Here is a 23,775-nt window from a genome sequence, read left to right as displayed (position 1 = left end):
GCGGTGAATCTCACTGTCGGCGCGGCACGCGTCCATCGGACCGGATCGATTGACAGCGGTCGAGCGCGCTGGGAGCATCGATCCGACATTGGGAGCGCTCCCAGCTTCCGGACCCGTCCCCCGCGCACGGAAGGAACCTCCGTGACCCCATCCCGACGCCGGCTCACCGCCCTCGCCGCGGCCACCACCCTCGCGCTCGCCGGCGGCCCCGCCGCTCCGGCCCGCGCCGAGGTGCCGCCGGACGCCCCCGAACAGCTGCGCAACGGCGACTTCAGCGCCGGCACCTCCCCCTGGTTCTCCTACGGCACCGGCGAACTCGGCGTCACCGACGGCCGGCTCTGCACCACCGTCCCCGGCGGCCTGGCCAACCCCTGGGACGCCGGCATCGGGCAGGACGCCGTGCCGCTGATCGCCGGCGCCGAGTACGCGCTCTCCTTCGACGTCTCCGCCACCCCCGGCGCGGCGCTCCGGGCGGTGCTCCAGCTCGGCAGCGCGCCCTACACGACGTACGCGAGCGTGGACGCGACCGCGACCGGCGCCGCCCGGCACGTCACCACGACGTTCACCGCCCCGGCCGACAACGCCGGCGCCCAACTGATCTTCCAGGTCGGCGGCAGCGCGGAGGCGCAGGCGTTCTGCCTGGACAACGTGTCCCTGCGGGGCGGCGAGGCCGCCCCGCCCTACGAGCCGGACACCGGGCCGCGGGTGCGGGTCAACCAGGTCGGCTACCTGCCCGGCGGGCCGAAGCACGCCACCGTGGTCACCGACGCCGCCGAGGCGCTGCCGTGGCAGCTGCGGTCGGCCGCCGGGACCGTCGTGGCGGAGGGGAACACCACGCCGCGCGGCGCCGACCCGGCGTCGGGGCAGCCGGTGCAGACCATCGACTTCTCCGCGTACCGCACCCCGGGCACCGGCTACACCCTGGTCGTCGACGGGGAGGCCAGCCACCCCTTCGACATCTCCGGCACCCTCTACGACCGGCTGCGCGCCGACTCGCTCCAGTTCTTCTACGCCCAGCGCAGCGGCATCCCGATCGACGGTGACCTGATCGGCGCCGGCTTCGCCCGCCCGGCGGGCCACCTCGGCGTGGCACCCAACCAGGGCGACACCGACGTGCCCTGCCAGCCCGGCGTCTGCGACTACTCCCTCGACGTGCGCGGCGGCTGGTACGACGCCGGCGACCACGGCAAGTACGTGGTCAACGGCGGCGTCGCCACCTACCAGCTGCTCAACGCGTTCGAGCGGACCAGGACGGCGGAGACGGCGGCCGGCGGCGCGGCGCTGGGCGACAGCACCCTGCGCGTGCCCGAGCGCGGCAACCAGGTCCCCGACATCCTCGACGAGGCCCGGTGGGAGCTGGAGTTCCTGCTGCGCATGCAGGTGCCGGCCGGGCAACCGCTGGCCGGGATGGTCCACCACAAGATCCACGACCGGAACTGGACCGGCCTGCCACTCGCGCCGCAGGACGACCCGCAGCCCCGCGAGCTGCACCCGCCGTCCACCGCCGCCACCCTCAACCTGGCCGCCGTGGCCGCACAGTGCGCCCGCCTCTTCGCCCCGTACGACGCCGCGTTCGCGGCCCGCTGCGGCGCCGCCGCGAAGACCGCGTACGCGGCGGCCAAGGCCCACCCGGCGGTCTACGCCCCGGCGACCGACAGCACCGGCGGCGGCGCGTACGACGACACGAACGTCACCGACGAGTTCTACTGGGCGGCCGCCGAGCTGTGGCTCACCACCGGCGGATCGCCGTACCTGGCCGACCTCACCGCGTCGCCCCTGCACACGGCCGACGTCTTCGCTCCGGGCGGCGCGTTCGGCTGGCAGAGCGTGGCCGCGCTGGGCCGGCTCGACCTGGCCACCGTGCCCAACGGCCTGCCGGCCGCCGAACGGACCCGGATCCGCGCCTCGGTGACCGCCGCCGCCGACCGCTACCTGGCCACGCTGCGGGACCAGGCCTACGGGCTGCCGCTGCCCGGCGCCGCCGACGCCTACGTGTGGGGCAGCAACAGCAACGTGGTCAACAACGCCATCGTGCTGGCCACGGCGTTCGACCTGAGCCGGGACGCGAAGTACCGGGACGGGGCGGTGCAGAGCGCCGACTACCTGCTCGGCCGCAACGCGCTGAACATGTCCTACGTGACCGGCTGGGGCGAGCAGCACGCGCGCAACCAGCACAGCCGGATCTTCGCCCACCAGCTGAACCCGGACCTGCCGAACCCGCCGGCCGGCTCGCTGGCCGGTGGCCCGAACGCCGCCCTCCAGGACCCGTACGCGGCCAACCTGCTCGCCGGCTGCGCACCGATGTTCTGCTACGTCGACGACATCAACTCGTACGCGACCAACGAGGTGGCGATCAACTGGAACTCGGCGCTGGCCTGGCTGGCGTCGTTCCTCGCCGACCAGGGCGACGCGGGCGCCGTGCCGGCGCCGACCTGCGCGGTCGCGTACACCACCCACGGCAGCTGGCCGGACGGCTTCACCACCCAGGTGACGGTGCGCAACACCGGCCCGTCGGCGGTGAACGGGTGGAGCCTGCGGTGGGCCTTCACCGGGGACCAGCGGGTCGCGAGCTACTGGTCGGCGAAGGTCACCCAGGCGGGAGCGACGGTCACCGCGCGCAACGAGTCGTGGAACGCGCGGATCGCGCCCGGCGGCACGGTCACCTTCGGCCTCAACGGGTCGACGGCCGGCGGCCCCAATCCCCGCCCCGACCTGGTCACCCTGAACGGCACCGCCTGCGCGATCTCCTGAGATGGTTGTGGCGCCGTCCCTCCGGCCGGCGCCACAACTCCATGACTCCCGTCGCCCCGGTACGGTCCCGGGATGGCGTACGTGTTCCTGCTGGCCGCGATCACCGCCGAGGTGATCGGCACCAGCCTGCTCAAGGCGACCGACGGCTTCACGCGGCTCTGGCCGACGCTCGGCCTGGCGGTGGCGTACCTGTCGGCGTTCGGGTTGCTCTCGCTCGCGGTGAAGGACATCCCGGTCGGGGTGGCCTACGCGGTCTGGTCCGGGCTCGGCACGGCGGCCATCATGGCGATCGGCGCGGCGTTCCTGGGTGAGCCGCTGAGCGTGGCGAAGGTCGTCGGGGCCGGCCTGGTGATCGCGGGCGTGGTCGTGCTCAACCTCGGCGGGGCGCACTGAATTTCCGCGAGCGTGTCGGATCGGGGCGGCGGCGTGCGTAGCAGGGGTGAACGGCGGCCCGCGGGGGCCAGCCCACGACAGGAGATGATCCCGATGGCGCAGTACCTGATGTCCGTTCTCAACGAGACGGCCCTTCCCACCGACGAGGAGCAGGCCGCGATCGATGTCTTCAACGACAGGCTCCGGGCCGACGGCCACTGGGTGTTCGCCGGCGGCCTCGCGTCGCCCGCCACCGCCACCGTGGTCGACGGCCGCGACGGGGATCCGGTGTTCACCGACGGGCCCTACGTGGAGTCGAAGGAGCACGTCGTCGGCTTCTGGATCATCGAGGCGCCCCACCTCGACGTGGCGCTCCGGCTCGCCGCCCTCGGGTCGAGGCACTGCAACCGCCGGGTCGAGCTCCGGCCGTTCCTGGGTTGATGACCGACGTCGGTGAGGTGCTCACCCGGGTCCACCGCGAGGAGTGGGCCCGGGTGGTCGCGACCCTGGCCCGGCGCCTCGGCGACCTCGACGTCGCCGAGGAGATGGCCGCCGAGGCGTTCGCGACCGCCGTCGAGCGCTGGCCGGCCGACGGGGTCCCGCCGAATCCCGGCGCCTGGCTCACCACCACCGCCCACCGCAGGGCCATCGACCGCCTCCGGCGGGAGGTCAGGCGCGAGGAGTGGCACCGGGAGGCGCTCATGCTGGCCGACACCCCCGAGCCGCTCGGCGCCATCGACGACGACCGGCTCCGCCTCGTCTTCACCTGCTGCCACCCCGCCCTCGCCATGGAGGCGCGGATCGCGCTGACCCTGCGGATGGTCGGCGGGCTCACCGTGCCCGAGATCGCCCGCGCGTTCCTGGTCCAGGAGGCCGCCATGGGCCGGCGGATCACCCGCGCCAAGGAGAAGATCAGGGCGGCGCGGATCCCCTACGGCGTACCGTTGCGCGAGGATCTCCCGGCCCGCGTCACCGGGGTGCTCGCCGTCCTCTACCTGATCTTCAACGAGGGCTACCTCGCCTCCGACCCCGGCAAGGAGGCCGTCCGGGGTGACCTGACCGCGGAGGCCATCCGCCTGACCCGGCTGGTCCGGGCCCTGCTGCCGGCGGACGGCGAGGTCGCCGGACTCCTGGCGCTGATGCTCCTGACCGAGGCTCGCCGGGCCGCGCGGGTCTCGGCGAGCGGTGAGCTCGTCGCGCTGGGCGAGCAGGACCGCGGCGCGTGGGACCGCGACCTGATCGCCGAGGGCCACGCCCTGGTCCGCGCGCGCCTCGCCACCGGCCAGCCGCCGGGCCGCTACCAGGTCCTCGCCGCGATCAACGCCGTCCACACCGACGCCCGCGACGTCCGGGACACCGACTGGTCGCAGATCGTCGCGCTCTACAACCAGCTGGTGCGCCTCGACCCCTCACCCATCGTGCGGCTCAACCGGGCCATCGCGGTCGCCGAACTGGACGGCCCGGAGGTCGCCCTGGCTCAGGTGGACGGTCTGCCGCTGGAGGGCTACCACGCCTACCACGCCACCCGCGCCGAGCTGCTGCGCCGGCTGGGCCGGAGCGACGAGTCGCGGGCGGCGTACGACCGGGCCATCGAGCTGGCCGGCAACACCGCCGAGACGGCGTACCTCATCCGCCGCCGCGACCAACTGGCCCGCCCGTGAACCCACCACCCTCCGGCGACGGCTCCTACCCCGGTCGCCGTTGAAGCGGGGTCAGCCGACCGTCCGGCGCATGGCGATGCGCTCGGCGGGGTCCAGCCCGAGTGCCGCCTCGGCGGCCAGCAGCCCGGCCAGCCCCGGGGTCACCTCGACCCCGGTCAGCTCGCGGAACCCGCAGCGGGCGTAGTACGGCCCGTTCCACGGCACGCTGCGGAACGTGGTCAGGGTCAGCGCCGGCAGTCCCGCCCCGGCGGCCCACCCGGCCACCTCGTCGAGCAGGCCCCGCCCGATCCCCCGCCGGGCGTACGCCGGGTCGACGCTGAGCTGCTGCACGTGCGCGCAGCCGTCGACCAGGTCGAGCACCGCGAAGCCGACCGGCCGGTCGGTGGCGTCGACCGCCACCCTGACGCGCCCGTCGCGCTGGGCGGCGGCCAGCACGTCCAGCGGCAGTGGTGGCATGTCGGCGACGTCGGTCATGCCGATCTCCCGGAACGGGGCGCCGGAGGCCACCTCGATCCGCTGCACCTCGGTCAACTCGTCGGCCCGGGCGGTCCTGCTGTGCGTCACGGCCCCGACCCTGGCAGAGCCCGCACGCCCGGGCGAGCGGATTACCGCCCGCCGGGTGTGACGGGGGTCGCCCGGTTCGGGACCGCCGGCCCGGCGAGGCTCTGCCTAGGGTCGAGATCATGACCATCGGCGTAGATCTCGGCGCGGTGCGGGCCGCCGTCGCCCGGCAGGCCGCCCGGGTGACCGAGGGCATCGCCGACATGGAGCGCTACCTGGCCGCGCAGGTGGCCGACGAGTCGCACCGGGAGGTGACCGGGCCGCTGCTGCCGGGCACCGGGGCGAGCGGCGTGATCCGGCACCGGGGCGAGGTGCTCGCCACCTGGGGCGACCCGGCGACGCCGGAGATGCTGTTCAGCGGCACCAAGGCCGTCGTCGCCACCGTCGCCGGGGTCGCCTTCGACCGGGGCCTGCTCGACCCGGACGCGCCCGTGCGGGACACCGTCGACCACCCGTTCCTCGCGGGGCTCGGGATCGACGGGATCACCTGGGCGTACCTGCTCCAGCAGACCAGCGGCTGGACCGGCGAGCTGTGGGGCAAGCCGACCGCGGTGGACGCGCAGAGCCGCCGCGAGGGCTTCGAGCGGGAGGGCGCGCCCGGCACCGGCTGGGCCTACAACGACGTACGGGTCAATCTGCTCTGCCTGGCGCTGACCCTGCTGTTCCGGCGGCCGCTCGGCGAGGTGCTGCGCGAGGCCGTGCTCGACCCGCTCGGTGCCTCGCCGTCGTGGTCCTGGCACGGGTACGCGGACGCGGTGGTCGACGTCGACGGCGTCCGGGTGCCGGTGGTGAGCGGCGGGGCGCACTGGGGCGGCGGGCTCTGGATCTCCGCGGCCGACCTGGCCCTGCTCGGCGAGGTCCATCGGGGCGGCGGGGTGTGGGAGGGCCGGCGGCTGCTGAGCGCCGAGTGGATCCGGCGGGCCTGGTCACCGTGCCCGCTGAACGCCGACTACGGCTACCTCTGGTGGCGCAACGACTCGGGAAGGGTGCAGCCCGGCGCGCCACGGACGGGGCGCTGCGCGCGCGGCAACGGCGGCCGGCACCTGCTCTGGGTCGACCCCGACCGGGTCCTGGTCATCGCCTCGCACTGGGGCGACCGGGTCGCCCAACTGCTCACCGAGGTGTCCGAGGCGGTCCCACCGGTCCACCGGTCGGTGTGATCAGGTGCCGGATGGCAGCATGACCGGCATGACGGACCAGCAGACCATCGCCATCCGCCCCGGCGGGCCGGACGACGCCGCCACCGTGCTGCGTCTGCTCGACAGCGCCACCGCCTGGCTGGTGGCGCGCGGCCGGACCGGCCAGTGGGGCACCGAACCCGCGTCGACCGACCCGCGCCGGATCGCCCAGACCGACGTGTGGACCACCGGCGGCGGGCTGTACCTGGCGATGCTCGGCGACACCGAAGTGGGCGCCCTCGTGGTGGGGTCGGCCACCGCGTACGTGCCGCCGGCCACCGAGCCCGAGCTGTTCGTCAACCTGCTGGTGACCGACCGGGCGTACGCGGGGCACGGGATCGGGGCGCGCCTGCTGGCGTACGCGGCGGAGCTGGCCCGGGAGCGCGGCCTGGGGCTGCTCCGGGTGGACTGCTACGGCGGGGACGACCGGGCGCTGGTCCGGTTCTACGAGGGCTGCGGGTTCACCGCGACCGACCGGTTCACGGTCGAGCGCCCGGGCCGGGAGCCGTGGCCGGGGCAGGTGCTGGAACGCCGCCTCGGCTGAGCGGTCAGCCGATCTCCTCGTCGACGAAGCACCAGCGCCAGGCCTCGCCGGGCTGGACCGAGCGCATCACCGGGTGCCCGGTCGACGCGAAGTGCTTGCTGGCGTGCTGGTAGGGCGAGGAGTCGCAGCAGCCCACGTGCCCGCAGGTGAGGCAGCCCCGCAGGTGCACCCAGTCGTCGTTGCCGATGGCCACGCAATCCGGGCACTCGGTCGTGGTCGCGAACTCGGCGTCGCCCGCCTCGGTAAGGTGTGCACAGCTCACTCGTCGGCCTCCTGTCGCAGCAACGACTCCTCCAGGTCCAGGTCGCGGTAGGCGCGGACCAGCACCTCCTCCGGGATCTTCCCGGAGTCGCGCGCGGCCCGGAACACCTCCCGCTCCGCGTCGATCATCTCCTGCCGCAACCGACCGTACGCCCGGGAGGGGGTCTCCCGCTCCTCGCCCCCGAGCCGTTCCCACGCCAGGTTGGTGCGGCTCTGCACCAGCCCGCGCAGCCGTTCCACGACGGCGTCCGGCGCCCCACCGGCGAGTTCCTCCAGCCGGTCCCGGGCGGCCCGGCTGGCCTGCTGCTGCACGGCGGCGGCGGACAGCGCGTCCTGCACCGGGTCGTCCGGCGGCAGTTTCGCCGCGCGGGCCACCGCCGGCAGGGTGGCGCCCTGCGCGACAAGGGTCACCACGATCACCGCGAACGCCAGCCAGATGAACAGCTGCCGCGGGTAGGCCCGGTCGTCGGCCAGGGTGAGCGGCAGTGCGAGCGCGGCGGCGAGGGTGACCACGCCGCGCATCCCGGCCCAGCCGATGACGAGGGGGACCTGCACCGGGGTCGACGTCTCCCGGCGGCGCGCGCGGGGCACCAGCCGGCCCAGGTAGGTGGCCGGGAGGAGCCAGACGAACCGGGTCAGCACGACGGCGGCCAGCACCGCGGCGGTGATCCCGACCAGCCGGCCGGCGGGCTCGTCCAGGTCGCGGAGCACCTCGGGCAGTTGCAGGCCGACCAGCAGGAACACCAGGCCCTCCAGCAGGAACTGGATCAGTCGCCAGAACGCGCCCACCTGGAGCCGGGAGGCGGCCGACATGAGCAGCGGCTGCTTGTGCCCGATGCCCAGCCCGGTCACCACCACGGCGACCACGCCGGAGGCGTGGATCTCCTCGGCGGCGAAGACCACCGTGAACGGCACGATCAGCGACAGCGCGTTGTCCAGCACCGGGTCGGTGATCCGCTTGTGCAGGGCGCCGAAGACCACCACGCCGAGCAGCCCGACGAGGACGCCGCCGCCGGCCGAGACGAGCACCTCGCGGGCCACCGCGCCGACGCCGACGTGACCGCCGGCCGCGGTGGCCGCGGCGACCGCCACCCGCAGCAGCACCAGCGCCGTGGCGTCGTTGACCAGGCTCTCGCCCTCCAGGATCGTCACGATCCGCCGGGGCAGGCCCACCCGCCGGGCCACCGCGGTCGCGGCGATCGCGTCGGGCGGTGCCACCACCGCGCCGAGGGCCAGGCAGATCGAGTACGGCACCTCGGGCAGGATCAGGTGGACGACGGTGCCCACGACGAGCGCGGTGAAGAGCACCAGCCCGACGGCGAGCAGCAGGATCGGCCGGAGGTTGAGCCGGAACGCGGGAACCGACGTCTTCAGCGCGGCCACATAGAGCAGCGGCGGCAGGATGCCCACCAGCACCAGTTCCGGGTCGAGGCGGACCTGCGGGAAGCCGGGCACGAAGGACAGGCCGAGGCCGAGCACGACCAGCAGGATCGGCGCCAGCAGGCCGAGCCGCCGGGCCAGCGCCGCGCCGAAGGTCGCGATCGCGAGAAAGACCACGACCTCGATCAGAGCTTCCATGGGGTACGAGCCTAGGCGGCCGGGGGCCGCGGCGTGATCACGAGGCGGTACGGAGTTTCGGCAGCACCTCGGTGCCGAACGCGTCGATGAAGGCGCGCTGCTCCTGCCCGACGTGGTGCAGGGCGATCTGGTCGAAGCCCAGCGCCACGTACCCCTCCAGCCAGCCGACGTGCCGGCCGAGGTCGGCGGAGACGTTGACCACCGAGGCGACCCTCTCCATGGGCACGTCCTCGCTGACCTTGTCGAAGTGGTCGGCCAGTTCCAGGTCCCAGCAGACCGGCGGGGCGAAGACGTTGCTGCGCCACTGGTCGTACGCGACGGCCTCGGCCTCGGCCTGGTCGGGGGCCCAGCTCACGTGCACCTGGAGGTGCAGTGGCCCGCGCCCGCCCGCGTCGCGGTAGGCGTCGATCATCCGCCGCAGGTGCGCCACCGGCGCGTTGACCGTGATGAGTCCGTCGGCCCACTCGGCGCACCACCGGGCGGTCTCGACGCTGACCGCCGCGCCGATCAGGGCGGGCGGCTGCTCGGGCCGGGTCCACAGCTTCGCCCGGTCGACGGTGACCAGGCCGTCGTGGCTGACCTCCTCGCCCGCGAGCAGCGCCCGGATCACGTCCACGCACTCGCGCAGCCGGGCGGCACGGACGTCCTTGCGCGGCCAGCCGGTGCCGGTGATGTGCTCGTTGCTCGCCTCGCCGGTGCCGAGGGCGGCCCAGAACCGGCCCGGGTACATGGCGGCGAGGGTGCCGATGGCCTGCGCGATGATGGCCGGGTGGTAGCGCTGGCCGGGCGCGTTGACCACACCGAACGGCAGGTTGGTGGCCTGGAGCGCGGCGCCGAGCCAGGACCAGGCGAAGCCGGAGTGGCCCTGCCGGGCGCTCCACGGCGAGAAGTGGTCCGACGACATGGCGGCGTCGAAGCCGGCCCGTTCGGCGTGGGTCACCGCCGCCAGCAACTTCGCCGGGTGGATCTGCTCGTGGGACGCGTGGAAGCCGAACACCGTCATGGGCGGATGTCCTACCCATGACGGTGTCCGGCCAATCGCGACTACTCGGAGTGCGCCCCCGCTCCGGCGCCGACCTTCCCCTCGCCGACCCAGACGGTCTTGGTGTTGCAGAACTCGCGCATGCCCACGGCCGACAGCTCGCGCCCGTACCCGGAGTTCTTCACACCGCCGAAGGGCAGCTCCGGATAGGACGTGGTCATGCCGTTGATGAAGACGTTGCCGGCGTCCAGGTCGACGGCGAAGCGCTCCTGCTCGGCCGGATCGGTCGTCCAGGCGTTGGAGCCGAGGCCGAAGTTGGTGCCGTTGGCGACCTCGATGGCCTCCTCGTAGGAGCCGACCCGGTAGAGGCCGGCCACCGGCCCGAACACCTCCTCGGACCACATCCGCATGCCCGGCCGCAGGTCGGTGACCACGGTCGGCGGGTAGTACCAGCCGTCGCCGGACGGCTTCTCGCCGCCGCAGAGCACGGTGGCGCCGTTGTCGACCGCGTCCTGCACCTGGGCGTGGATCTCGTCCCGGCCGCCCTCGCTGGCCAGCGGGCCGACGTCGGTGTTCCCGTCCATCGGGTCGCCGACACGCAGCGCCGACATCCGGGCGGCGAACTTCTCGGCGAAGGCGTCGAAGACGTCGGTGTGCACGATGAACCGCTTGGCGGCGATGCAGGACTGGCCGTTGTTCTGGCAGCGGGCCGTGGTGGCCACCTCGGCGGCCTTGTCCAGGTCGGCCGAGGGCATCACCACGAACGGATCGCTGCCGCCCAGCTCCAGCACGGTCTTCTTGAGTTCCCGCCCGGCGGTCTGGGCGATCGAGCGGCCGGCCCGCTCGCTGCCGGTGAGCGTGGCGGCCCGGACCCGGGGGTCGCTGAGGATCCGGTCCACGGCGTCGGAGCCGACCAGCAGGGTGGTGAACGCGCCCTCCGGGAACCCGGCGCGGCGGAACAGCTCCTCCAGGTAGAGGGCCGTCTGCGGGACGTTGGAGGCGTGCTTGAGCAGCCCGGTGTTGCCGGCCATGAGGGCCGGCGCGGCGAACCGCATCACCTGCCAGAGCGGGAAGTTCCACGGCATCACGGCGAGCACCGGGCCGATCGGCTGGTGGCGGACGTACGCCCGCTTGGCCTTGACCGCGACGGCGTCGGCGGGCTCGTCGGCGAGCATCCGCGGGGCGTTGTCGGCGTAGAAGCGGCAGGCGACGGCGCACTTGGTGACCTCCGCCTTCGCCGCCGCGTACGTCTTGCCCATCTCGGTGGTCATGAGCCGGGCGGTCTCGTCCCGCTCGGCCTCCAGCAGGTCGGCCGCGGCGATCATCCACCGGCCGCGCTGGGCGATCGTGGTCTCCCGCAACTGCCGGAAGGCCAGGTCGGCCCGTTCGATCGCCGCGTCGATCTGCTCGTCCGACATCGGGTCGTACGTCTTGAGCACCTGTCCGGTGGCGGGATTGGTGGTGGCGATGGGCATGTCGTACTCCTGTCACTCGAACAGCGAGTGCCGCACGCCCGGCTCCTCGCGGCGGCGCGCGGCGCGGCGGCGCTGGATGACGAACAGGTCGACCACGGCCACGACGGCGAGGATCGCGCAGACGACGCCCAGCCAGGTCACGCCGGCGGCGAACGCGAGCACCGCGAAGACGGTCATGATGACCAGGCCGAAGAGGGCGAGGGCGAGCCGCAGGTTCAGCGCGCTGTACGCGTGGCCGACCGTGCCGCGGGCACGGCGGGGCTGTGATCGCGTCATTCCTCCGGCCTACCCCGGCACGGCCCGCGCTAACCGGCTCCCCGCGCGCGGCCGGTGATCCCGCACACGAAGCGGGTACGCGCCGGATGCGTCCGACCCGGCCGTGCGTTACACCGGTCTGCCCGGACCGGCGGAGATCCCGGCGGCGGCGGAGAGGATGGGCATGACCACGACGCACGCGGTACCCGTGACCGTCGCCGTCTCGCGGCGCGCCGACCCGGCGCGCACCGACGAGATGGTGGCGTGGATGCGGGCCGGTACGGCGCTGGCCGAGAGCTTCCCGGGATTCCTCGGTGCCGGGTTCGTCCGCAGCGCACCGGGCTCGCCCGAGTGGCACGTCATGTACCGCTTCGCGAACCAGGACACGCTGCGCGGCTGGGAGGACTCCCCGCAGCGGCACTGGTGGCTCAGCTCGGCGCAGGGCATCGTCGAGCACACCCGGGTCGAGCGCCGCACCGGCATCGAGGGCTGGTTCGACCCGCCGGTGGACCACGTGGTCGAGACGTTCGCGGCCGGCGACGCCGAGCCGGCGGCCACGCCGGCCGCGCCGGCCGCGCCGCCGCGCTGGAAGCAGGCGGTCACCATCTGGCTGGCGTTCTTCCCGCTCAGCCTCACCACGACCCTGCTCACCGCGCGGTTCCTCGCCGACGTGCCGCTGGCGGCGCGGACGCTGCTCATGACGCTGTGCCTGACGCCGCTCATGACCTACCTGGTGCTGCCCCGGATCACCCGCGCGCTGCACTGGTGGCTGCACGGCCAGCCGGCGCCCTGGCGGCGCTGACGCCCGTTCACGAACCGTCCGCCCGACGGCGGGCGTCGGTGCCGGAAGGGCCGTCCGGCGCGGTCAGGGGCGGCGCGGGACGGGCAGCTGGCGCGGGCCGCCCCGGTAGAGGGCGCGGGCCCGGTCGGCGAGATCCCTGGTGGCCGACGAGTTGGCCCAGGTGCCGAGGATGATCGCGGCGCCGGGGATCACCTTGGCGAACAGCCGCTTGGCGGCGCGTACCCCGGCCATCCGGGCCAGCCGGACGCCGAGCTGGAGCATCACCCGGCCAAGCGGGTTCTGCCCGCCCATGCCGAACAGCGCGCCGGCCCGTTCCCGACCGGCGGCCACCCCGAGGGCGAGTCGGGCGCTCTCGGCGACCTTGTGCACCCGCTGGAGCACGAGCAGGTCGGTGGCCCGGTCGGGGTGGACCGGGTCGACGCCGTACGCGGCGGCCACGTGCAGCACGAGCCGGGCCTGGGTCCAGGCCAGCACGCCCACGTCGATCACCGCGCCGGGCAGCCCGGCCGCCCCGGAGACCGCGCCGGAGAGCCGGGCGTGGTTGACGAACTTGCGCACCGCCTGGTCGGCCAGCTCGTCGGCGGGGACGTCCGGCCGCTGCGCCCGCTCCCGCTCGGCCCACTGCGCCGCCTCCGGCCCGAGCCGGCGCACCGCCTCCAGGGCCAGGTGCTCCGGCGCGTACTGCGGGTCGTCCCGCATCCGGTCCCAGAGCCGGGCCGGCGGCGCCTCGGGCGCCTCCACCGGCGCGGCCGGCTTCGGGGGGACGGTGGGTTCGCCGTCGACGGGGGCGGAGTCGGTCACGAGGGGGCTCCCGGGGGTCGTTGCTGCGGGGGCGGAGCGGTCAGCGCCGGCGGGACGACAGCCGGTTGGCGAGCTGCTTGAGCTTCGCCTGGTTCTCCGGCTTGGCCAGCTCGCGCCGGCCACGGTCGACCAGCTGCTGACCGCGGGGTGACCGCAGGAAGGCGCTGAGCCGTTGCATCAGTGACATGACGTCCTCCTGTCCGCGGTCCCCCCTCATGTGTACCCGGGACCGGCAAGTCCCTGGTACCCGGATCGGCCCCGCGGCAACCCGGGACGTGGTCAGCCCAGGATCTCCTTGACGACCTCGTTGGCCCGCCACTCGTGCTGCGCGTACGCGTCCGGGAACGCCGAGACCTGGACGGCCTGGGCGGCGACCGTGAGCGGCAGGTCCTGCCAGCCGGGGATCTCCTCCAGGGCGGAGAGGAACGCCTTGGTGGCGTACTCCGGGTCCATCAGTTCCTCGACGGTGCCCCAGCCGCTGCTCGGGCGCTGCTGGAACAGGCCGACCGAGTCGTGGTCCCAACCGATGGCCTGGTGCGGGTAGTTCTGCGACTCGGGCAGCACGGCGCTGGCGTAGTTGAGCAGGGTGCTCTCCTGCATGGCGGTGGCCACCGCGATGACCAGGCCGCGACGCGGCACGCCCATCTCCCGGCCGGCCTGCACGATCTTCTTGGCGTTGTTCATCTGGGTCTGGTCCAGGCCGGCGACCGGGACGATCCGGCGGGGCTTGGGCTTCGCCTTCGGCTTCGGCTTCGCCGTGGCCGAGGGGGTGGACGAGGGGCTGGCGCTCGGGGTGGTCGGGGCGGTGCTCTCGCGGGCCAGGCCGCGGGAGGCGGCGTCGACGGCCGCGCGCTCGGCCATCTCTGCCGAAGCGGCCGGGTTCGGGGTGTCGCCGGCCGGGCGGGCGCCGATCTGGGTGAAGCCGCCCACCAGGCCCAGGCAGCAGACCGCGCCGGTGGCCATGGCCATCTTCGTCCGGCCGGGCCGGGCCGCGAAGGGGTTCAAAAGGGCGTTGAAGCGGGTACGCAGGGAACCGCGGGCCGTGGGTGCCTCGGTGCAAGCGGTCGACTGAACGGGCGAGGGGGTATCGTCCGAACGGTCAGCCGAGCCGTCGAGGCCGTACTGGTCGTCGAGGGTGCCGTCGTCACGCATTCGACGAGGCTAGGCAGGGCAAACCGGGATCACCCAGGCTCATCGGGTGGCCCTCGCCACAGTTCGTGCCCACCGAACCGGACATCGGTCGCCGTCGCGGGTCGCCCGGTGACGGACCTCGCGACCCGGGAATACCTCCGGTCCGGCCAGCCTCGCACCGCCCCGGGCAGGAACCTCGCAGCCTCCGCCGGGTCGCCCAGTGATCGACTAACTCGTCCTTTCGGTGGATCCCCACCCGGACCGGGAGGTGGAGCCGATCCGGGGCCGTCGCCGAATTGTGATCATCAGTCGGCCCGTAACGGAATGGACCACGACGGCCGGTACGTTGGCCGAACGGGGAGCCGTGCACGCACGGCCCACCCGTACGCGTCGACAGGAAGGTCCGAACCGGTGCTCGACCCACACGAGCTCTACGAACTCACCGACGATCTGCCCGATCTCGGCCAACCGGTGCTGATCCAGGCGCTCACCGGCTTCGTCGACGCCGGCAGCGCCACCCGGCTGGCCCGGGAGCAGCTGCTCACCTCCCTGGAGGCGCGGCCCATCGCCCGCTTCGACGTCGACCAGCTCTTCGACTACCGCTCCCGGCGGCCCGTGATGACCTTCGTCGAGGACCACTGGGCCGAGTACGACGCCCCCGCACTGGAGCTGCACCTGCTGCGCGACGACGACGAGACCCCGTTCCTGCTGCTCACCGGCCCCGAGCCGGATCTCCAGTGGGAGCGCTTCGTGGCCGCCGTCGCCGCGCTCTGCACCCGGCTCGACGTCCGGCTCACCGTCGGGCTCAACTCGATCCCGATGGCCGTCCCGCACACCCGGCCCAGCGGCGTCACCGCTCACGCCACCCGGCGGGACCTGATCTCCGGCTACGAGCCCTGGCTCCAGAAGGTCCAGGTGCCCGGCAGCGTCGGCCACCTGCTGGAGTACCGCCTCGGCGAGCAGGGCCGCGACGCGCTCGGCTTCGCCGCGCACGTGCCGCACTACGTCGCCCAGACCGAGTACCCGGCCGCCGCCGAGGCGCTGCTCGCCGCGGTGTCCCGCAGCACCGGCCTGCTGCTGCCCCGCGACGGCCTGGGCGCCGCCGCCGAGGTGGTGCGGGTGGAGATCGACCGCCAGGTCGCGCAGACCGAGGAGGCGGCCACCCTGGTCCAGGCCCTGGAGGAGCAGTACGACGCGTTCGCCCGCGGCCGCGGCGAGAAGAGCCTCCTGGCCCCGGAGACGGGGCCGCTGCCCACCGCCGACGAACTCGGCGCCGAGCTGGAACGCTTCCTCGCCGAGCAGACCCGTCCCGGAGACACCGACACCCCGCGGGGGTGACCCGGCGGGGTGGCCGCGGATGGGGCAGGCTGGAGACATGCGCCTGGCGACCTGGAACGTCAACTCGGTGAAGGCCCGCCTCCCCCGCCTGCTCGACTGGCTGGCCACCACGAAGCCCGACGTCGTCTGCCTGCAGGAGACCAAGTGCCCCGACGGGGCCTTCCCGGTCGCCGAGGTGGGCGAGCTGGGCTACGAGGCGGCCAGCCACAGCGACGGCCGGTGGAACGGCGTGGCCATCCTGTCCCGCGTGGGCCTGGCCGACGTGGCGGTCGGCTTCCCCGGCGAGCCGGGCTTCCCGCTGCCCGAGGCCCGCGCCATCTCGGCCACCTGCGCCGGCCTGCGGGTCTGGTCGGTGTACGTACCCAACGGCCGCTCCCCCGACGACCCGCACTACGTCTACAAGCTGGCCTGGTTCGCGGCGCTGCGGGACGCCCTGGAGCCGGAGGTGGCCGGCGGGCTGCCGCTCGCGGTCTGCGGTGACTTCAACGTCGCACCGACCGACGACGACGTCTGGGACCCGAAGCTCTTCGTCACCTCCACCCACGTCACCCCGCCCGAGCGGGCCGCCCTGGCCGCACTGCGCGACCTCGGCCTCAGCGACGTGGTGCCGACCCCCATGAAGGGCCCGCACCCCTACACCTACTGGGACTACCGGGCCGGCATGTTCCACCAGAACAAGGGCATGCGGATCGACCTGGTCTACGCATCCGCGCCGTTCGCCCGCGCGGTCACCTCCGCGTACGTGGACCGGGAGGCCCGCAAGGGCAAGGGCCCGTCCGACCACGCACCGATCGTGGTCGACGCCGACCTCGTGCCGGCCGTCGAGACGTTCTGAGCCGGATCGTTAGGGTGGAACCATGGCAGTCGTGAAGATCAACGCGATCGACGTCCCGCCGGGTGCCGGCGAGGAGCTGGAGAAGCGGTTCGCCGCCCGGGCCGGCGCGGTGGAGAACTCCCCCGGCTTCCTCGGCTTCGAGCTGCTCCGCCCGGTCGCCGGGGAGAACCGGTACTTCGTCTACACCCGCTGGGAGACGGAGGAGGCGTACCAGGCGTGGGCGCAGGGGCCGTCCCGGGCCGCGCACGCCGGCGGCGAGGGCGGGGAGCCCCGCAAGCCGGTCGCCACCGGGGCCACGCTGCTGGAGTTCGAGGTCGTCCAGCACGTCCCCGGCAAGGGCTGACCACTCCTACTTCTGGAACATGGTCGACGCCACGTCGGCCATGAGCTTGAGGGCCCAGTCGAGCTGTGGGCAGGTGTCCCGGTCGCGGCACTCCAGGCAGCCACCGGCCCGCCACGGCTGGTCGAGGGCCCGGGTCCAGTGCGTGTCGATGATCCGCATCATCACGAACAACTCGTCGGCGGGCGTGATCTCCCCTTCATCCATCGGCATGGCCGACGCCTTTCACCAGATCCAGGTGGTGCTTCACGGCACGGCCCCAGCGTTTGCCGAACGAAGGACCCGCTGCCGGACAGCTTAGAGACCTTTAGTACCTAAGGCAATGTTGGTGTTGAAGGTGGATGCCGCTCATGATCCGATGGGAGGTGCCGAACGAAGGAACCTCCACATGCCAATCCCCACCACCGGCTATCGCGAGGTGGCCGAGGACATCGCTGCCCGCATCAGGAGCGGCGAGTACCCGCCCGGCGAGCGGCTGCCGACCTACAAAGAATTCGCTGACCTCTACAGCGTCAGCGTCACGACCGTGCAGCGGGCGATCATCATCCTCCAGGATCGCGGACTGGTCGTCGGGCTCCAGGGCCGCGGCCTCTGGGTCGCCGAGCAGACACCCCGCTGACCGCCGCCGGCGCGATCCTTTCGGATCTTGGCGAGTTGCCGTTCGGTGCTGACGGAAGGTCTCCAAGATCTCGTGCGCCGTCCGGGTTCGGTGGCTGTCGGCGCGCGCGGCGGCTCTGAGTCGTTGCCGACATCAGCTCGAAAGGCGCCCGCGGATGCCCGCCCCGGTCGCCGCTCCCTCTCCAGCGCCTACGAACTTGATGTCGCAGATGGATCAGCCTGGTGCTGCTGCCGCCAGAGGTGACTCGTCCACGTCATCAAGTTCGTAGCGGCTCGTGGACCATCGCCGACCCGCCACGGCGCCGATCGCGGCCCGGCGCGCAGGATCCGCGTCAGGGATTGCGGGTGTCGAGCAGGGAGGCGAAGGCGATCACGTTGTCCTCGTAGCCGGTGTGGCCGCCCACCCACTCGCCGCCGCAGGTGATCAACCGCAGCTCCGCGGGGCCGGACTCGCCGTAGACGCGGTCGGCGGGGAGGTTGGCCTTGTCGAAGTACTCGACGGTGTCGACCTTGAAGGTGACCACGCTGCGGTCCGACCGGGTCACCTCGATGCGGTCCCCCGGCTTCAGGTCGTGCAGCCGGTAGAACACGGCCGGCCCGCTCTTGGTGTCCACGTGCCCGACGATGATCGCCCGTCCGGGGTCGCCGGGCACCGACCCGCGGTTGTACCAGCCGGTCTGGTTGTGCTCGGTCAGCGGCGGGACGTCGATCGAGCCGTCGCGCGCCTGGCCGACCGGGGTGACCGGGGCGGTGACCTTGATGGCCGGCACGGCGAGGCGGACCGGGAGGCTGGCGGGCTCCCGCGCGCGGGCCGGCTCCGCGGTGCGCCGGCTGGACCCGGTCGCCACGTCGGCCCAGTCGAACGGCCCGGCGGTCCGGCCCAGCCCGGCGCCGGTGGCGAAGACCCCGACCAGCACCAGCAGCACGGCGAGCGGCACCGACCACGGGCTGCGGCCGGCCGTCCGGGCCGACCGGGTGGTGGACTGGGCCGCCCGGGTGGCGGGCTGAGGGGTGGGGTCCGTGGCCATGGCGGGGCTCAGCGCCGGGCGGCGCCACGGAGGAGACGGGGCTGTCGGCGGGACGCGACCACGCCGACCACCGCGCCGGCCACGGTCAGCGCGAGCCCGACCGGCACGAGCAGCCCGCCGAACCCGCCGCCGGCGGTGCCGCCGAAGCCGGTCGCCGGGCCTCGGCTGGGCTGCACCCGCTTGACCACCTGGAGCATGGTCGACGCGGTCTGCCCGCCCGGGCACTCCAGCTTGACCCGGTAGTTGCCCGGTCGCGTGCGGTCCCGGACCATCGGCGAGGCGGTGAGCAGGCCCCGCTGCGGCTGCACCTGGACCCGGCCGAACGCGTCGGAGACCACGGTGGCCGGCACCGAGTTGTCCCGGCAGCTCGCCCGGATGCCGACCAGGAAACCGGCCTCGACGGTGCTCGGGGTCACCTCCACGAAGATCACGTCGGCGGGCGACGGCTGGGTCTCCGGCTGGCCGGGCACGGGCTCGGCGGCGACCACCGAGCCGGCAGACCCGAGGGCGGCAGACCAGAGGGCGGCAGCGGGCGGGGCGGCGTGGGCGGGCACCGCGCCGACCAGGGGGGCGGTGCACGCGGCGGCCGCGACCAGCAGCGCCGCACGTCCGGTGACTGACACCATGCCCCCTCCCGGCCTCAGCGGTGTCGGGCGGCGGGCCACCCGTCCTGCCGTACGGGATGAATCCTCTCACCCCCGGCCGTCCGTCACATCCGATCCGCTCCGCCGGTCGCGTACGCTCGGGTCGCTGTGACCTCCACCGACTTCAGCGCCGCGCCGCCGGCCCACGCCTCCCGTATCCGCACCTTCCACCCGCGGCGCGGGCGGATGAGCGACCGGCAGCGCGACGCGCTGGCCCGGCTCTGGCCCGCGTACGGCCTGGAGATCGACGACCTGGACGGGCCGTGCGATCCGGCGGCGCTGTTCGGACGGCGGGCGCCGCTGGTGCTGGAGATCGGCTCCGGCATGGGCGACGCCACCGCGGCGATGGCGGCCGCCGACCCGGACCGACACTATCTGGCGGTTGAGGTGCACACGCCCGGAATCGCCAACCTGCTCGACCTGGTCGAACGGCACGGCCTGGACAACGTGCGGGTGGCCAAGGGCGACGCGCTGGACCTGGTGCGGGCCATGCCGGAGGGCTGCCTCGACGCGGTCCACGTCTTCTTCCCCGACCCGTGGCCGAAGACCCGCCACCACAAGCGGCGGATCATCCAGCCGGCGCACGTGGCTCTGCTGCGCTCCCGGCTGGTCCCCGGCGGGACGCTGCACTGCGCGACCGACTGGGCCGAGTACGCCGAGTCGATGCGGGAGACGCTGACCGCCGACCCGGAGCTGATCGACGTGCACGGCGGTTTCGCGCCCCGCCCGGCGCACCGGCCGGTGACCAAGTTCGAGCGGCGGGCGCTGACCGCCGGGCGGGAGATCTTCGACCTGGTGCACCGGCGGCGCTGAACCCGGTTGGCGCGGCGGCCCATGATCCAGGCACGATGGGAGCCGCCATGACTCTCACCGCCGCGCTGCCGAAGAGCGCCGACCCCGACACCCTCTACGACGCGTTCGCCGGCTGGGCGTCCGAGCGCGGCTTCGCCCTCTACCCCCACCAGGAGGAGGCGGTCATCGAGATCGTCTCCGGCGCGAACGTGATCATGAATACGCCGACCGGCTCGGGCAAGAGCCTGGTGGCGATCGCCGCGCACTTCGCCGCGCTGGCCGACGACCGCACCACCTTCTACACCGCGCCGATCAAGGCCCTGGTCTCGGAGAAGTTCTTCGCCCTCTGCGAGGTCTTCGGCGCGGAGAACGTCGGCATGCTCACCGGCGACGCCAGCGTCAACGCCGACGCCCCGATCATCTGCTGCACCGCGGAGATCCTGGCCAACCTGGCGCTGCGCGAGGGCGCCCGGGCCGACGTCGGCCAGGTGATCATGGACGAGTTCCACTTCTACGCCGAGCCCGACCGGGGCTGGGCCTGGCAGGTGCCGCTCATCGAACTGCCGCAGGCCCAGTTCGTCCTGATGTCCGCCACGCTCGGCGACACCACCCGCTTCGTGGACGACCTGACCCGGCGCACCGGGCGGCCGACCGCCGTCGTCCGCTCGGCCGAGCGGCCGGTCCCGCTCCTCTTCTCGTACGCGATGACGCCGCTGCACGAGACCCTCGAGGAGCTGCTGAACACCAAGCAGGCCCCGGTCTACGTCGTGCACTTCACCCAGGCCGCCGCGCTGGAGCGCGCCCAGGCGCTGATGAGCGTGAACGTCTGCACCCGGGCCGAGAAGGACATGATCGCGAGCGCGATCGGCAACTTCCGGTTCACCTCGGGCTTCGGCAGGACCCTGTCCCGGCTGGTGCGGCACGGCATCGGCGTGCACCACGCCGGCATGCTGCCCAAGTACCGCCGCCTCGTCGAGACCCTGGCCCAGGCCGGGCTGCTCAAGGTCATCTGCGGCACCGACACGCTCGGCGTCGGCATCAACGTGCCGATCCGCACCGTGCTCTTCACCGGCCTGTCGAAGTACGACGGCACCCGGACCCGGCTGCTCAAGGCCCGCGAGTTCCACCAGATCGCCGGCCGGGCCGGGCGGGCCGGGTTCGACACCCTGGGCCGGGTCGTGGTGCAGGCCCCCGAGCACGTCATCGAGAACGAGAAGGCCCTCGCCAAGGCGGGCGACGATCCCAAGAAGCGCCGCAAGGTGGTGAAGAAGAAGCCGCCGGAGGGCTCGATCGGCTGGGGCGAACCCACCTTCCAGCGCCTGGTCGAGGCCGAGCCCGAGCCGCTGACCTCCAGCTTCCAGGTCAGCCACTCGATGCTGCTCAACGTCATCGGCCGCCCCGGCGACGCGTTCGCGTCGATGCGGCACCTGCTCACCGACAACCACGAGGACCCGGCCGCGCAGCGCCGGCACATCCGCCGGGCCATCGCCATCTACCGGGCGCTGCGGGCCGGCGGCGTGGTCGAGGAACTGCCCGAGCCGGACGAGCAGGGCCGGCGGGTGCGGCTCACCGTCGATCTCCAGCTCGACTTCGCGCTCAACCAGCCGCTCTCCCCGCTCGCCCTGGCCACCGTCGAGCTGCTCGACCGGGAGTCCCCGTCGTACGCGCTCGACGTGCTCAGCGTGATCGAGTCGATCCTGGACGACCCGCGTCAGGTGCTCTCCGCACAGCAGTTCAAGGCCCGCGGCGAGGCGGTCGCCGCCATGAAGGCCGAGGGCATCGAGTACGAGGCCCGCCTCGAACTCCTCGACGAGGTGACCTGGCCGAAGCCCCTCGCCGAGCTGCTGGAGTCGGCGTACGAGATGTACCGGCAGGGCCACCCCTGGGTCGCCGACCACCAGCTCTCCCCCAAGTCCGTGGTCCGCGACATGTACGAGCGGGCCATGACGTTCACCGAGTACGTCCAGTTCTACGGCCTGTCCCGCTCCGAGGGGCTGGTGCTGCGCTACCTCGCGGACGCGTACAAGGCGCTGCGGCAGACCGTCCCCGAGGACGCCCGGACCGAGGAGCTGGCCGACCTCATCGAGTGGCTGGGCGAGCTGGTGCGCCAGGTCGACTCCAGCCTGATCGACGAGTGGGAGCGGCTGCGCAACCCGTCCGACGTCGCGGAGGTGGCCGCGTCGCTGGACGACCGGCCGCCGGCGGTCACCCGCAACGCCCGGGCCTTCCGGGTGCTGGTGCGCAACGCGCTGTTCCGCCGGGTCGAGCTGGCCGCGCTGCGGCGCTGGGACCTGCTCGGGGAGCTGGACGGCGAGAACGGCTGGCACGCGGACGCGTGGGCGGACGCGCTGGAGCCGTACTTCGAGGCGTACGACTCGATCGGGGTGGGGCCGGACGCGCGCGGGCCGGCGCTGCTGATGATCGAGCAGGGCCGGGAGAAGTGGACCGTACGCCAGATCCTGGACGACCCGGAGGGCGACCACGACTGGGGCATCAGCGCTGAGATCGATCTCGCGGCCTCCGACGAGGCGGGCGCCGCCGCCGTCCGGATCACCGACGTCGGGCAGCTGTAGGCCAGCGCCCGGACGGCCGCCCTACGAGCAGAACGGTGGGGGGTCGTCCGGGTCCTTCGGGATGCCCAGCGTCGCGCAGTCGAACGCGCTGCCCTGCCCGTGCACCCGCCAGCCGTGGCTGGTGCTGTACCGGAACAGGTACATGCCGTCGCCCTGCTGGTGAGGGTCCCAACCCGTGGCCCAGCCCTTCCAGCAGTCCACGGTGTCCGCGGCGATCCGGTAGCCGCCCGGCAGCCCGGGCACCCGATCCAGCGTCGCCGCCGTGACCGGGCAGCCACCCTCGGGACGCTCACTCGCCGTCGTGGTGGGCGGCCCGGACGGGGACGTCGACGCCGGACGGGACGGGGACGGTGACGTGGAGGTCCGGTGCGGCGAGGGCTCGGTGGTGGGGGCAGCCGGCGGTGCGTCGGCGCCCGGTGGCGGGGTGGGGCCGGGGACGCCGGCCGACAGGGCCGCGCCGGTGACGACCGCCGCCACGCCGGCGGCTGCGGCGGCCCCCGTGGCGATGGCGCGGCGCCGGCGCAACCGGCGGGACGTGTGCAACGCGCGCTCGTACAGGTCGGGGCTGCCGCCGTGCTCGGCCAGCTCGTTCATGGCGCCGCGCAGCCGGGTGAAGTCGTCGGTCATCGGGACCCTCCCTTCGGCTCCGCGGCGGGCAGCAGCTCGGGCGCGACCGTCCGCAGCCGTGCCAGGGCCTTGCTCGTCTGGCTCTTGATCGTGCCGACCGAGCAGGACAGCAGGTCGGCGGCCTCGGCCTCGGTGCGGTCCTCGAAGAAGCGCAGCACCAGCACCGCGCGTTGGCGGCGGGTGAGCTGGGCCAGTGCCCGGTGCAGCGAGATCCGCAGGTCGACGCGACCCGCGTGATCACTGTCCGGTTGGGCCAGGTCGGCCAGTTCTCCGGGCAGGCTCTCGGCGAGCCGGGTCCGCCGCCAGCGACGGATGTGCAGGTGGTACATCGCGGTGCGGGTGTAGGCCTCGAAATGTCCCTCGTCGGCGAGCCGGTGCAGCGCCCGATGGGTGCGTGCCAGCGCATCCTGCACCAGGTCCTCGGCGAGGTGCCGATCGCCGGTCAGGAGGAACGCCGTGCGCTGCAGCGCCGGCGTCCGGGCCCGGACGAACGCGCAGAAGTCGGCCTCGGCCGGATCCTCCGGTCCGATGCGCTTCCTCATCATCGGGGCAACCCGATCCGCCGCTGGTCGGCCACCATCGCTCCGGTCCGCCGTCGTCGGAACACGCACGGACATTGAACTATCCC

Annotated in this window: 27 protein-coding genes; 13 read left to right on the top strand and 14 right to left on the bottom strand. The window is 73.6% G+C overall.

Annotated elements, in window-relative coordinates; translation table 11 throughout:
- Positions 1-141 precede the first annotated feature (141 nt).
- The 4 genes from GA0070214_RS15820 (at position 142) to GA0070214_RS15805 (ending at position 4,784) form a co-directional block, all read left to right on the top strand.
- Complete coding sequence (locus GA0070214_RS15820) at positions 142-2,751, top strand: glycoside hydrolase family 9 protein (RefSeq protein ID WP_091263493.1); 2,610 nt, start codon at positions 142-144, stop codon at positions 2,749-2,751.
- A 72-nt stretch (positions 2,752-2,823) separates the two neighbouring features.
- On the top strand, positions 2,824-3,144 hold the full coding sequence (locus GA0070214_RS15815) for a DMT family transporter (RefSeq protein WP_091263491.1): 321 nt from the start codon (positions 2,824-2,826) through the stop codon (positions 3,142-3,144).
- Positions 3,145-3,237: 93 nt separating this feature from the next.
- Positions 3,238-3,564 (top strand): YciI family protein, encoded by a 327-nt coding sequence (locus GA0070214_RS15810; protein ID WP_091263999.1) that lies wholly within the window; start codon positions 3,238-3,240, stop codon positions 3,562-3,564.
- Positions 3,564-4,784 carry an RNA polymerase sigma factor gene (locus GA0070214_RS15805; protein WP_091263489.1) on the top strand — a complete coding sequence of 407 codons (1,221 nt, stop codon included), beginning with the start codon at positions 3,564-3,566 and terminating at the stop codon, positions 4,782-4,784. Before GA0070214_RS15810 ends, GA0070214_RS15805 begins: the two co-directional genes overlap by 1 nt.
- 51 nt (positions 4,785-4,835) lie before the next feature.
- Here the strand turns inward: GA0070214_RS15805 and GA0070214_RS15800 are convergent, their stop codons facing one another.
- On the bottom strand, positions 4,836-5,390 hold the full coding sequence (locus GA0070214_RS15800; RefSeq protein WP_091263487.1) for a GNAT family N-acetyltransferase: 555 nt from the start codon (positions 5,388-5,390) through the stop codon (positions 4,836-4,838).
- Positions 5,391-5,467: 77 nt separating this feature from the next.
- Between GA0070214_RS15800 and GA0070214_RS15795 the strand changes: the two genes are divergently transcribed.
- Positions 5,468-6,505: a serine hydrolase domain-containing protein gene (locus tag GA0070214_RS15795; RefSeq protein WP_208602793.1), complete on the top strand. Its 1,038-nt coding sequence runs from the start codon at positions 5,468-5,470 to the stop codon at positions 6,503-6,505.
- Between the two features lie 28 nt (positions 6,506-6,533).
- Entirely contained in the window at positions 6,534-7,067 is a 534-nt protein-coding gene (locus GA0070214_RS15790) for a GNAT family N-acetyltransferase (protein ID WP_091263991.1), read from the top strand.
- Positions 7,068-7,071: 4 nt separating this feature from the next.
- Here GA0070214_RS15790 and GA0070214_RS15785 read toward each other — a convergent pair whose 3' ends face one another.
- From GA0070214_RS15785 to GA0070214_RS15765, 5 genes are read right to left on the bottom strand one after another with little or no spacing between them, the layout of a single operon-like run.
- Positions 7,072-7,329 carry a UBP-type zinc finger domain-containing protein gene (locus GA0070214_RS15785; protein WP_091263485.1) on the bottom strand — a complete coding sequence of 86 codons (258 nt, stop codon included), beginning with the start codon at positions 7,327-7,329 and terminating at the stop codon, positions 7,072-7,074.
- A complete protein-coding gene (locus GA0070214_RS15780; protein ID WP_091263483.1) occupies positions 7,326-8,906 on the bottom strand; it encodes a Na+/H+ antiporter in 1,581 nt (526 codons plus the stop codon). Before GA0070214_RS15780 ends, GA0070214_RS15785 begins: the two co-directional genes overlap by 4 nt.
- 37 nt (positions 8,907-8,943) lie before the next feature.
- Positions 8,944-9,909, bottom strand: coding sequence for a TIGR03885 family FMN-dependent LLM class oxidoreductase (locus GA0070214_RS15775; protein ID WP_091263481.1), 966 nt, complete (start codon positions 9,907-9,909; stop codon positions 8,944-8,946).
- Positions 9,910-9,950: 41 nt separating this feature from the next.
- Positions 9,951-11,363 carry an NADP-dependent succinic semialdehyde dehydrogenase gene (locus GA0070214_RS15770; RefSeq protein ID WP_091263479.1) on the bottom strand — a complete coding sequence of 471 codons (1,413 nt, stop codon included), beginning with the start codon at positions 11,361-11,363 and terminating at the stop codon, positions 9,951-9,953.
- Between the two features lie 12 nt (positions 11,364-11,375).
- Positions 11,376-11,639 carry a DUF6343 family protein gene (locus tag GA0070214_RS15765; RefSeq protein WP_091263478.1) on the bottom strand — a complete coding sequence of 88 codons (264 nt, stop codon included), beginning with the start codon at positions 11,637-11,639 and terminating at the stop codon, positions 11,376-11,378.
- 163 nt (positions 11,640-11,802) lie between these two features.
- Here GA0070214_RS15765 and GA0070214_RS15760 point away from each other — a divergent pair, with 163 nt between their 5' ends.
- Positions 11,803-12,420 (top strand): antibiotic biosynthesis monooxygenase, encoded by a 618-nt coding sequence (locus GA0070214_RS15760; protein ID WP_091263476.1) that lies wholly within the window; start codon positions 11,803-11,805, stop codon positions 12,418-12,420.
- A gap of 63 nt (positions 12,421-12,483) precedes the next feature.
- Here the strand turns inward: GA0070214_RS15760 and GA0070214_RS15755 are convergent, their stop codons facing one another.
- From GA0070214_RS15755 to GA0070214_RS15750, 3 genes are all read right to left on the bottom strand, one after another.
- Entirely contained in the window at positions 12,484-13,221 is a 738-nt protein-coding gene (locus GA0070214_RS15755; RefSeq protein ID WP_091263474.1) for an EcsC family protein, read from the bottom strand.
- 40 nt (positions 13,222-13,261) lie between these two features.
- The gene (locus GA0070214_RS31855) at positions 13,262-13,408 is read right to left on the bottom strand and encodes a hypothetical protein (RefSeq protein WP_167364277.1); all 147 of its coding nucleotides are present in this window, start codon (positions 13,406-13,408) and stop codon (positions 13,262-13,264) included.
- A 92-nt stretch (positions 13,409-13,500) separates the two neighbouring features.
- On the bottom strand, positions 13,501-14,373 hold the full coding sequence (locus GA0070214_RS15750; protein ID WP_091263472.1) for a peptidase M23: 873 nt from the start codon (positions 14,371-14,373) through the stop codon (positions 13,501-13,503).
- A 390-nt stretch (positions 14,374-14,763) separates the two neighbouring features.
- Here GA0070214_RS15750 and GA0070214_RS15745 point away from each other — a divergent pair, with 390 nt between their 5' ends.
- The 3 genes from GA0070214_RS15745 to GA0070214_RS15735 are packed head-to-tail and all read left to right on the top strand — an operon-like array spanning position 14,764 to position 16,868.
- A complete protein-coding gene (locus GA0070214_RS15745) occupies positions 14,764-15,690 on the top strand; it encodes a proteasome assembly chaperone family protein (RefSeq protein ID WP_091263470.1) in 927 nt (308 codons plus the stop codon).
- 37 nt (positions 15,691-15,727) lie between these two features.
- The gene (locus GA0070214_RS15740; RefSeq protein ID WP_091263469.1) at positions 15,728-16,525 is read left to right on the top strand and encodes an exodeoxyribonuclease III; all 798 of its coding nucleotides are present in this window, start codon (positions 15,728-15,730) and stop codon (positions 16,523-16,525) included.
- A gap of 22 nt (positions 16,526-16,547) precedes the next feature.
- Positions 16,548-16,868 (top strand): antibiotic biosynthesis monooxygenase family protein, encoded by a 321-nt coding sequence (locus GA0070214_RS15735; protein WP_091263467.1) that lies wholly within the window; start codon positions 16,548-16,550, stop codon positions 16,866-16,868.
- Positions 16,869-16,874: 6 nt separating this feature from the next.
- On the opposite strand, the gene GA0070214_RS15730 is transcribed toward GA0070214_RS15735, so the two are convergent.
- Positions 16,875-17,078: a hypothetical protein gene (locus GA0070214_RS15730; RefSeq protein ID WP_091263465.1), complete on the bottom strand. Its 204-nt coding sequence runs from the start codon at positions 17,076-17,078 to the stop codon at positions 16,875-16,877.
- Between the two features lie 175 nt (positions 17,079-17,253).
- Between GA0070214_RS15730 and GA0070214_RS15725 the strand changes: the two genes are divergently transcribed.
- Complete coding sequence (locus GA0070214_RS15725; RefSeq protein WP_091263463.1) at positions 17,254-17,484, top strand: winged helix-turn-helix domain-containing protein; 231 nt, start codon at positions 17,254-17,256, stop codon at positions 17,482-17,484.
- Between the two features lie 331 nt (positions 17,485-17,815).
- Here GA0070214_RS15725 and GA0070214_RS15720 read toward each other — a convergent pair whose 3' ends face one another.
- Together GA0070214_RS15720 and GA0070214_RS15715 are read right to left on the bottom strand one after the other, a co-directional pair.
- The gene (locus GA0070214_RS15720) at positions 17,816-18,511 is read right to left on the bottom strand and encodes a class F sortase (protein ID WP_091263461.1); all 696 of its coding nucleotides are present in this window, start codon (positions 18,509-18,511) and stop codon (positions 17,816-17,818) included.
- Positions 18,512-18,519: 8 nt separating this feature from the next.
- Positions 18,520-19,137 carry a hypothetical protein gene (locus tag GA0070214_RS15715; RefSeq protein WP_091263459.1) on the bottom strand — a complete coding sequence of 206 codons (618 nt, stop codon included), beginning with the start codon at positions 19,135-19,137 and terminating at the stop codon, positions 18,520-18,522.
- Between the two features lie 126 nt (positions 19,138-19,263).
- On the opposite strand from GA0070214_RS15715, the gene trmB reads away from it, so the two are divergent.
- Together trmB and GA0070214_RS15705 are read left to right on the top strand one after the other, a co-directional pair.
- Positions 19,264-19,968, top strand: a complete 705-nt coding sequence (gene trmB / locus GA0070214_RS15710) for a tRNA (guanosine(46)-N7)-methyltransferase TrmB (RefSeq protein WP_091263458.1) — start codon at positions 19,264-19,266, stop codon at positions 19,966-19,968.
- 47 nt (positions 19,969-20,015) lie between these two features.
- Positions 20,016-22,520 (top strand): DEAD/DEAH box helicase, encoded by a 2,505-nt coding sequence (locus tag GA0070214_RS15705; RefSeq protein ID WP_091263456.1) that lies wholly within the window; start codon positions 20,016-20,018, stop codon positions 22,518-22,520.
- Positions 22,521-22,541: 21 nt separating this feature from the next.
- Here GA0070214_RS15705 and GA0070214_RS15700 read toward each other — a convergent pair whose 3' ends face one another.
- Together GA0070214_RS15700 and GA0070214_RS15695 are read right to left on the bottom strand one after the other, a co-directional pair.
- Entirely contained in the window at positions 22,542-23,147 is a 606-nt protein-coding gene (locus tag GA0070214_RS15700; protein ID WP_091263453.1) for a hypothetical protein, read from the bottom strand.
- Positions 23,144-23,692, bottom strand: coding sequence for a SigE family RNA polymerase sigma factor (locus GA0070214_RS15695; protein WP_244167729.1), 549 nt, complete (start codon positions 23,690-23,692; stop codon positions 23,144-23,146). The genes GA0070214_RS15700 and GA0070214_RS15695 overlap by 4 nt, the downstream gene beginning before the upstream one ends.
- Positions 23,693-23,775 lie beyond the last annotated feature (83 nt).

The organism is Micromonospora chaiyaphumensis, assembly GCF_900091435.1.
Taxonomy (GTDB): domain Bacteria; phylum Actinomycetota; class Actinomycetes; order Mycobacteriales; family Micromonosporaceae; genus Micromonospora; species Micromonospora chaiyaphumensis.
This window is presented reverse-complemented; position numbering and strand designations above follow the sequence as displayed.

What these genes read in the sequence shown, in the direction of transcription:
- GA0070214_RS15815 (WP_091263491.1), top strand. Translation starts at nt 2,824, where the DNA reads ATGGCGTACGTGTTCCTGCTGGCCGCGATCACCGCCGAGGTGATCGGC.
- GA0070214_RS15810 (WP_091263999.1), top strand. Translation starts at nt 3,238, where the DNA reads ATGGCGCAGTACCTGATGTCCGTTCTCAACGAGACGGCCCTTCCCACC.
- GA0070214_RS15805 (WP_091263489.1), top strand. Translation starts at nt 3,564, where the DNA reads ATGACCGACGTCGGTGAGGTGCTCACCCGGGTCCACCGCGAGGAGTGG.
- GA0070214_RS15795 (WP_208602793.1), top strand. Translation starts at nt 5,468, where the DNA reads ATGACCATCGGCGTAGATCTCGGCGCGGTGCGGGCCGCCGTCGCCCGG.
- GA0070214_RS15790 (WP_091263991.1), top strand. Translation starts at nt 6,534, where the DNA reads ATGACGGACCAGCAGACCATCGCCATCCGCCCCGGCGGGCCGGACGAC.
- GA0070214_RS15780 (WP_091263483.1), bottom strand. Translation starts at nt 8,906, where the DNA reads ATGGAAGCTCTGATCGAGGTCGTGGTCTTTCTCGCGATCGCGACCTTC.
- GA0070214_RS15775 (WP_091263481.1), bottom strand. Translation starts at nt 9,909, where the DNA reads ATGACGGTGTTCGGCTTCCACGCGTCCCACGAGCAGATCCACCCGGCG.
- GA0070214_RS15770 (WP_091263479.1), bottom strand. Translation starts at nt 11,363, where the DNA reads ATGCCCATCGCCACCACCAATCCCGCCACCGGACAGGTGCTCAAGACG.
- GA0070214_RS15765 (WP_091263478.1), bottom strand. Translation starts at nt 11,639, where the DNA reads ATGACGCGATCACAGCCCCGCCGTGCCCGCGGCACGGTCGGCCACGCG.
- GA0070214_RS15760 (WP_091263476.1), top strand. Translation starts at nt 11,803, where the DNA reads ATGACCACGACGCACGCGGTACCCGTGACCGTCGCCGTCTCGCGGCGC.
- GA0070214_RS31855 (WP_167364277.1), bottom strand. Translation starts at nt 13,408, where the DNA reads ATGTCACTGATGCAACGGCTCAGCGCCTTCCTGCGGTCACCCCGCGGT.
- GA0070214_RS15750 (WP_091263472.1), bottom strand. Translation starts at nt 14,373, where the DNA reads ATGCGTGACGACGGCACCCTCGACGACCAGTACGGCCTCGACGGCTCG.
- GA0070214_RS15740 (WP_091263469.1), top strand. Translation starts at nt 15,728, where the DNA reads ATGCGCCTGGCGACCTGGAACGTCAACTCGGTGAAGGCCCGCCTCCCC.
- GA0070214_RS15735 (WP_091263467.1), top strand. Translation starts at nt 16,548, where the DNA reads ATGGCAGTCGTGAAGATCAACGCGATCGACGTCCCGCCGGGTGCCGGC.
- GA0070214_RS15730 (WP_091263465.1), bottom strand. Translation starts at nt 17,078, where the DNA reads ATGCCGATGGATGAAGGGGAGATCACGCCCGCCGACGAGTTGTTCGTG.
- GA0070214_RS15725 (WP_091263463.1), top strand. Translation starts at nt 17,254, where the DNA reads ATGCCAATCCCCACCACCGGCTATCGCGAGGTGGCCGAGGACATCGCT.
- GA0070214_RS15720 (WP_091263461.1), bottom strand. Translation starts at nt 18,511, where the DNA reads ATGGCCACGGACCCCACCCCTCAGCCCGCCACCCGGGCGGCCCAGTCC.
- GA0070214_RS15715 (WP_091263459.1), bottom strand. Translation starts at nt 19,137, where the DNA reads ATGGTGTCAGTCACCGGACGTGCGGCGCTGCTGGTCGCGGCCGCCGCG.
- GA0070214_RS15705 (WP_091263456.1), top strand. Translation starts at nt 20,016, where the DNA reads ATGACTCTCACCGCCGCGCTGCCGAAGAGCGCCGACCCCGACACCCTC.
- GA0070214_RS15700 (WP_091263453.1), bottom strand. Translation starts at nt 23,147, where the DNA reads ATGACCGACGACTTCACCCGGCTGCGCGGCGCCATGAACGAGCTGGCC.
- GA0070214_RS15695 (WP_244167729.1), bottom strand. Translation starts at nt 23,692, where the DNA reads ATGATGAGGAAGCGCATCGGACCGGAGGATCCGGCCGAGGCCGACTTC.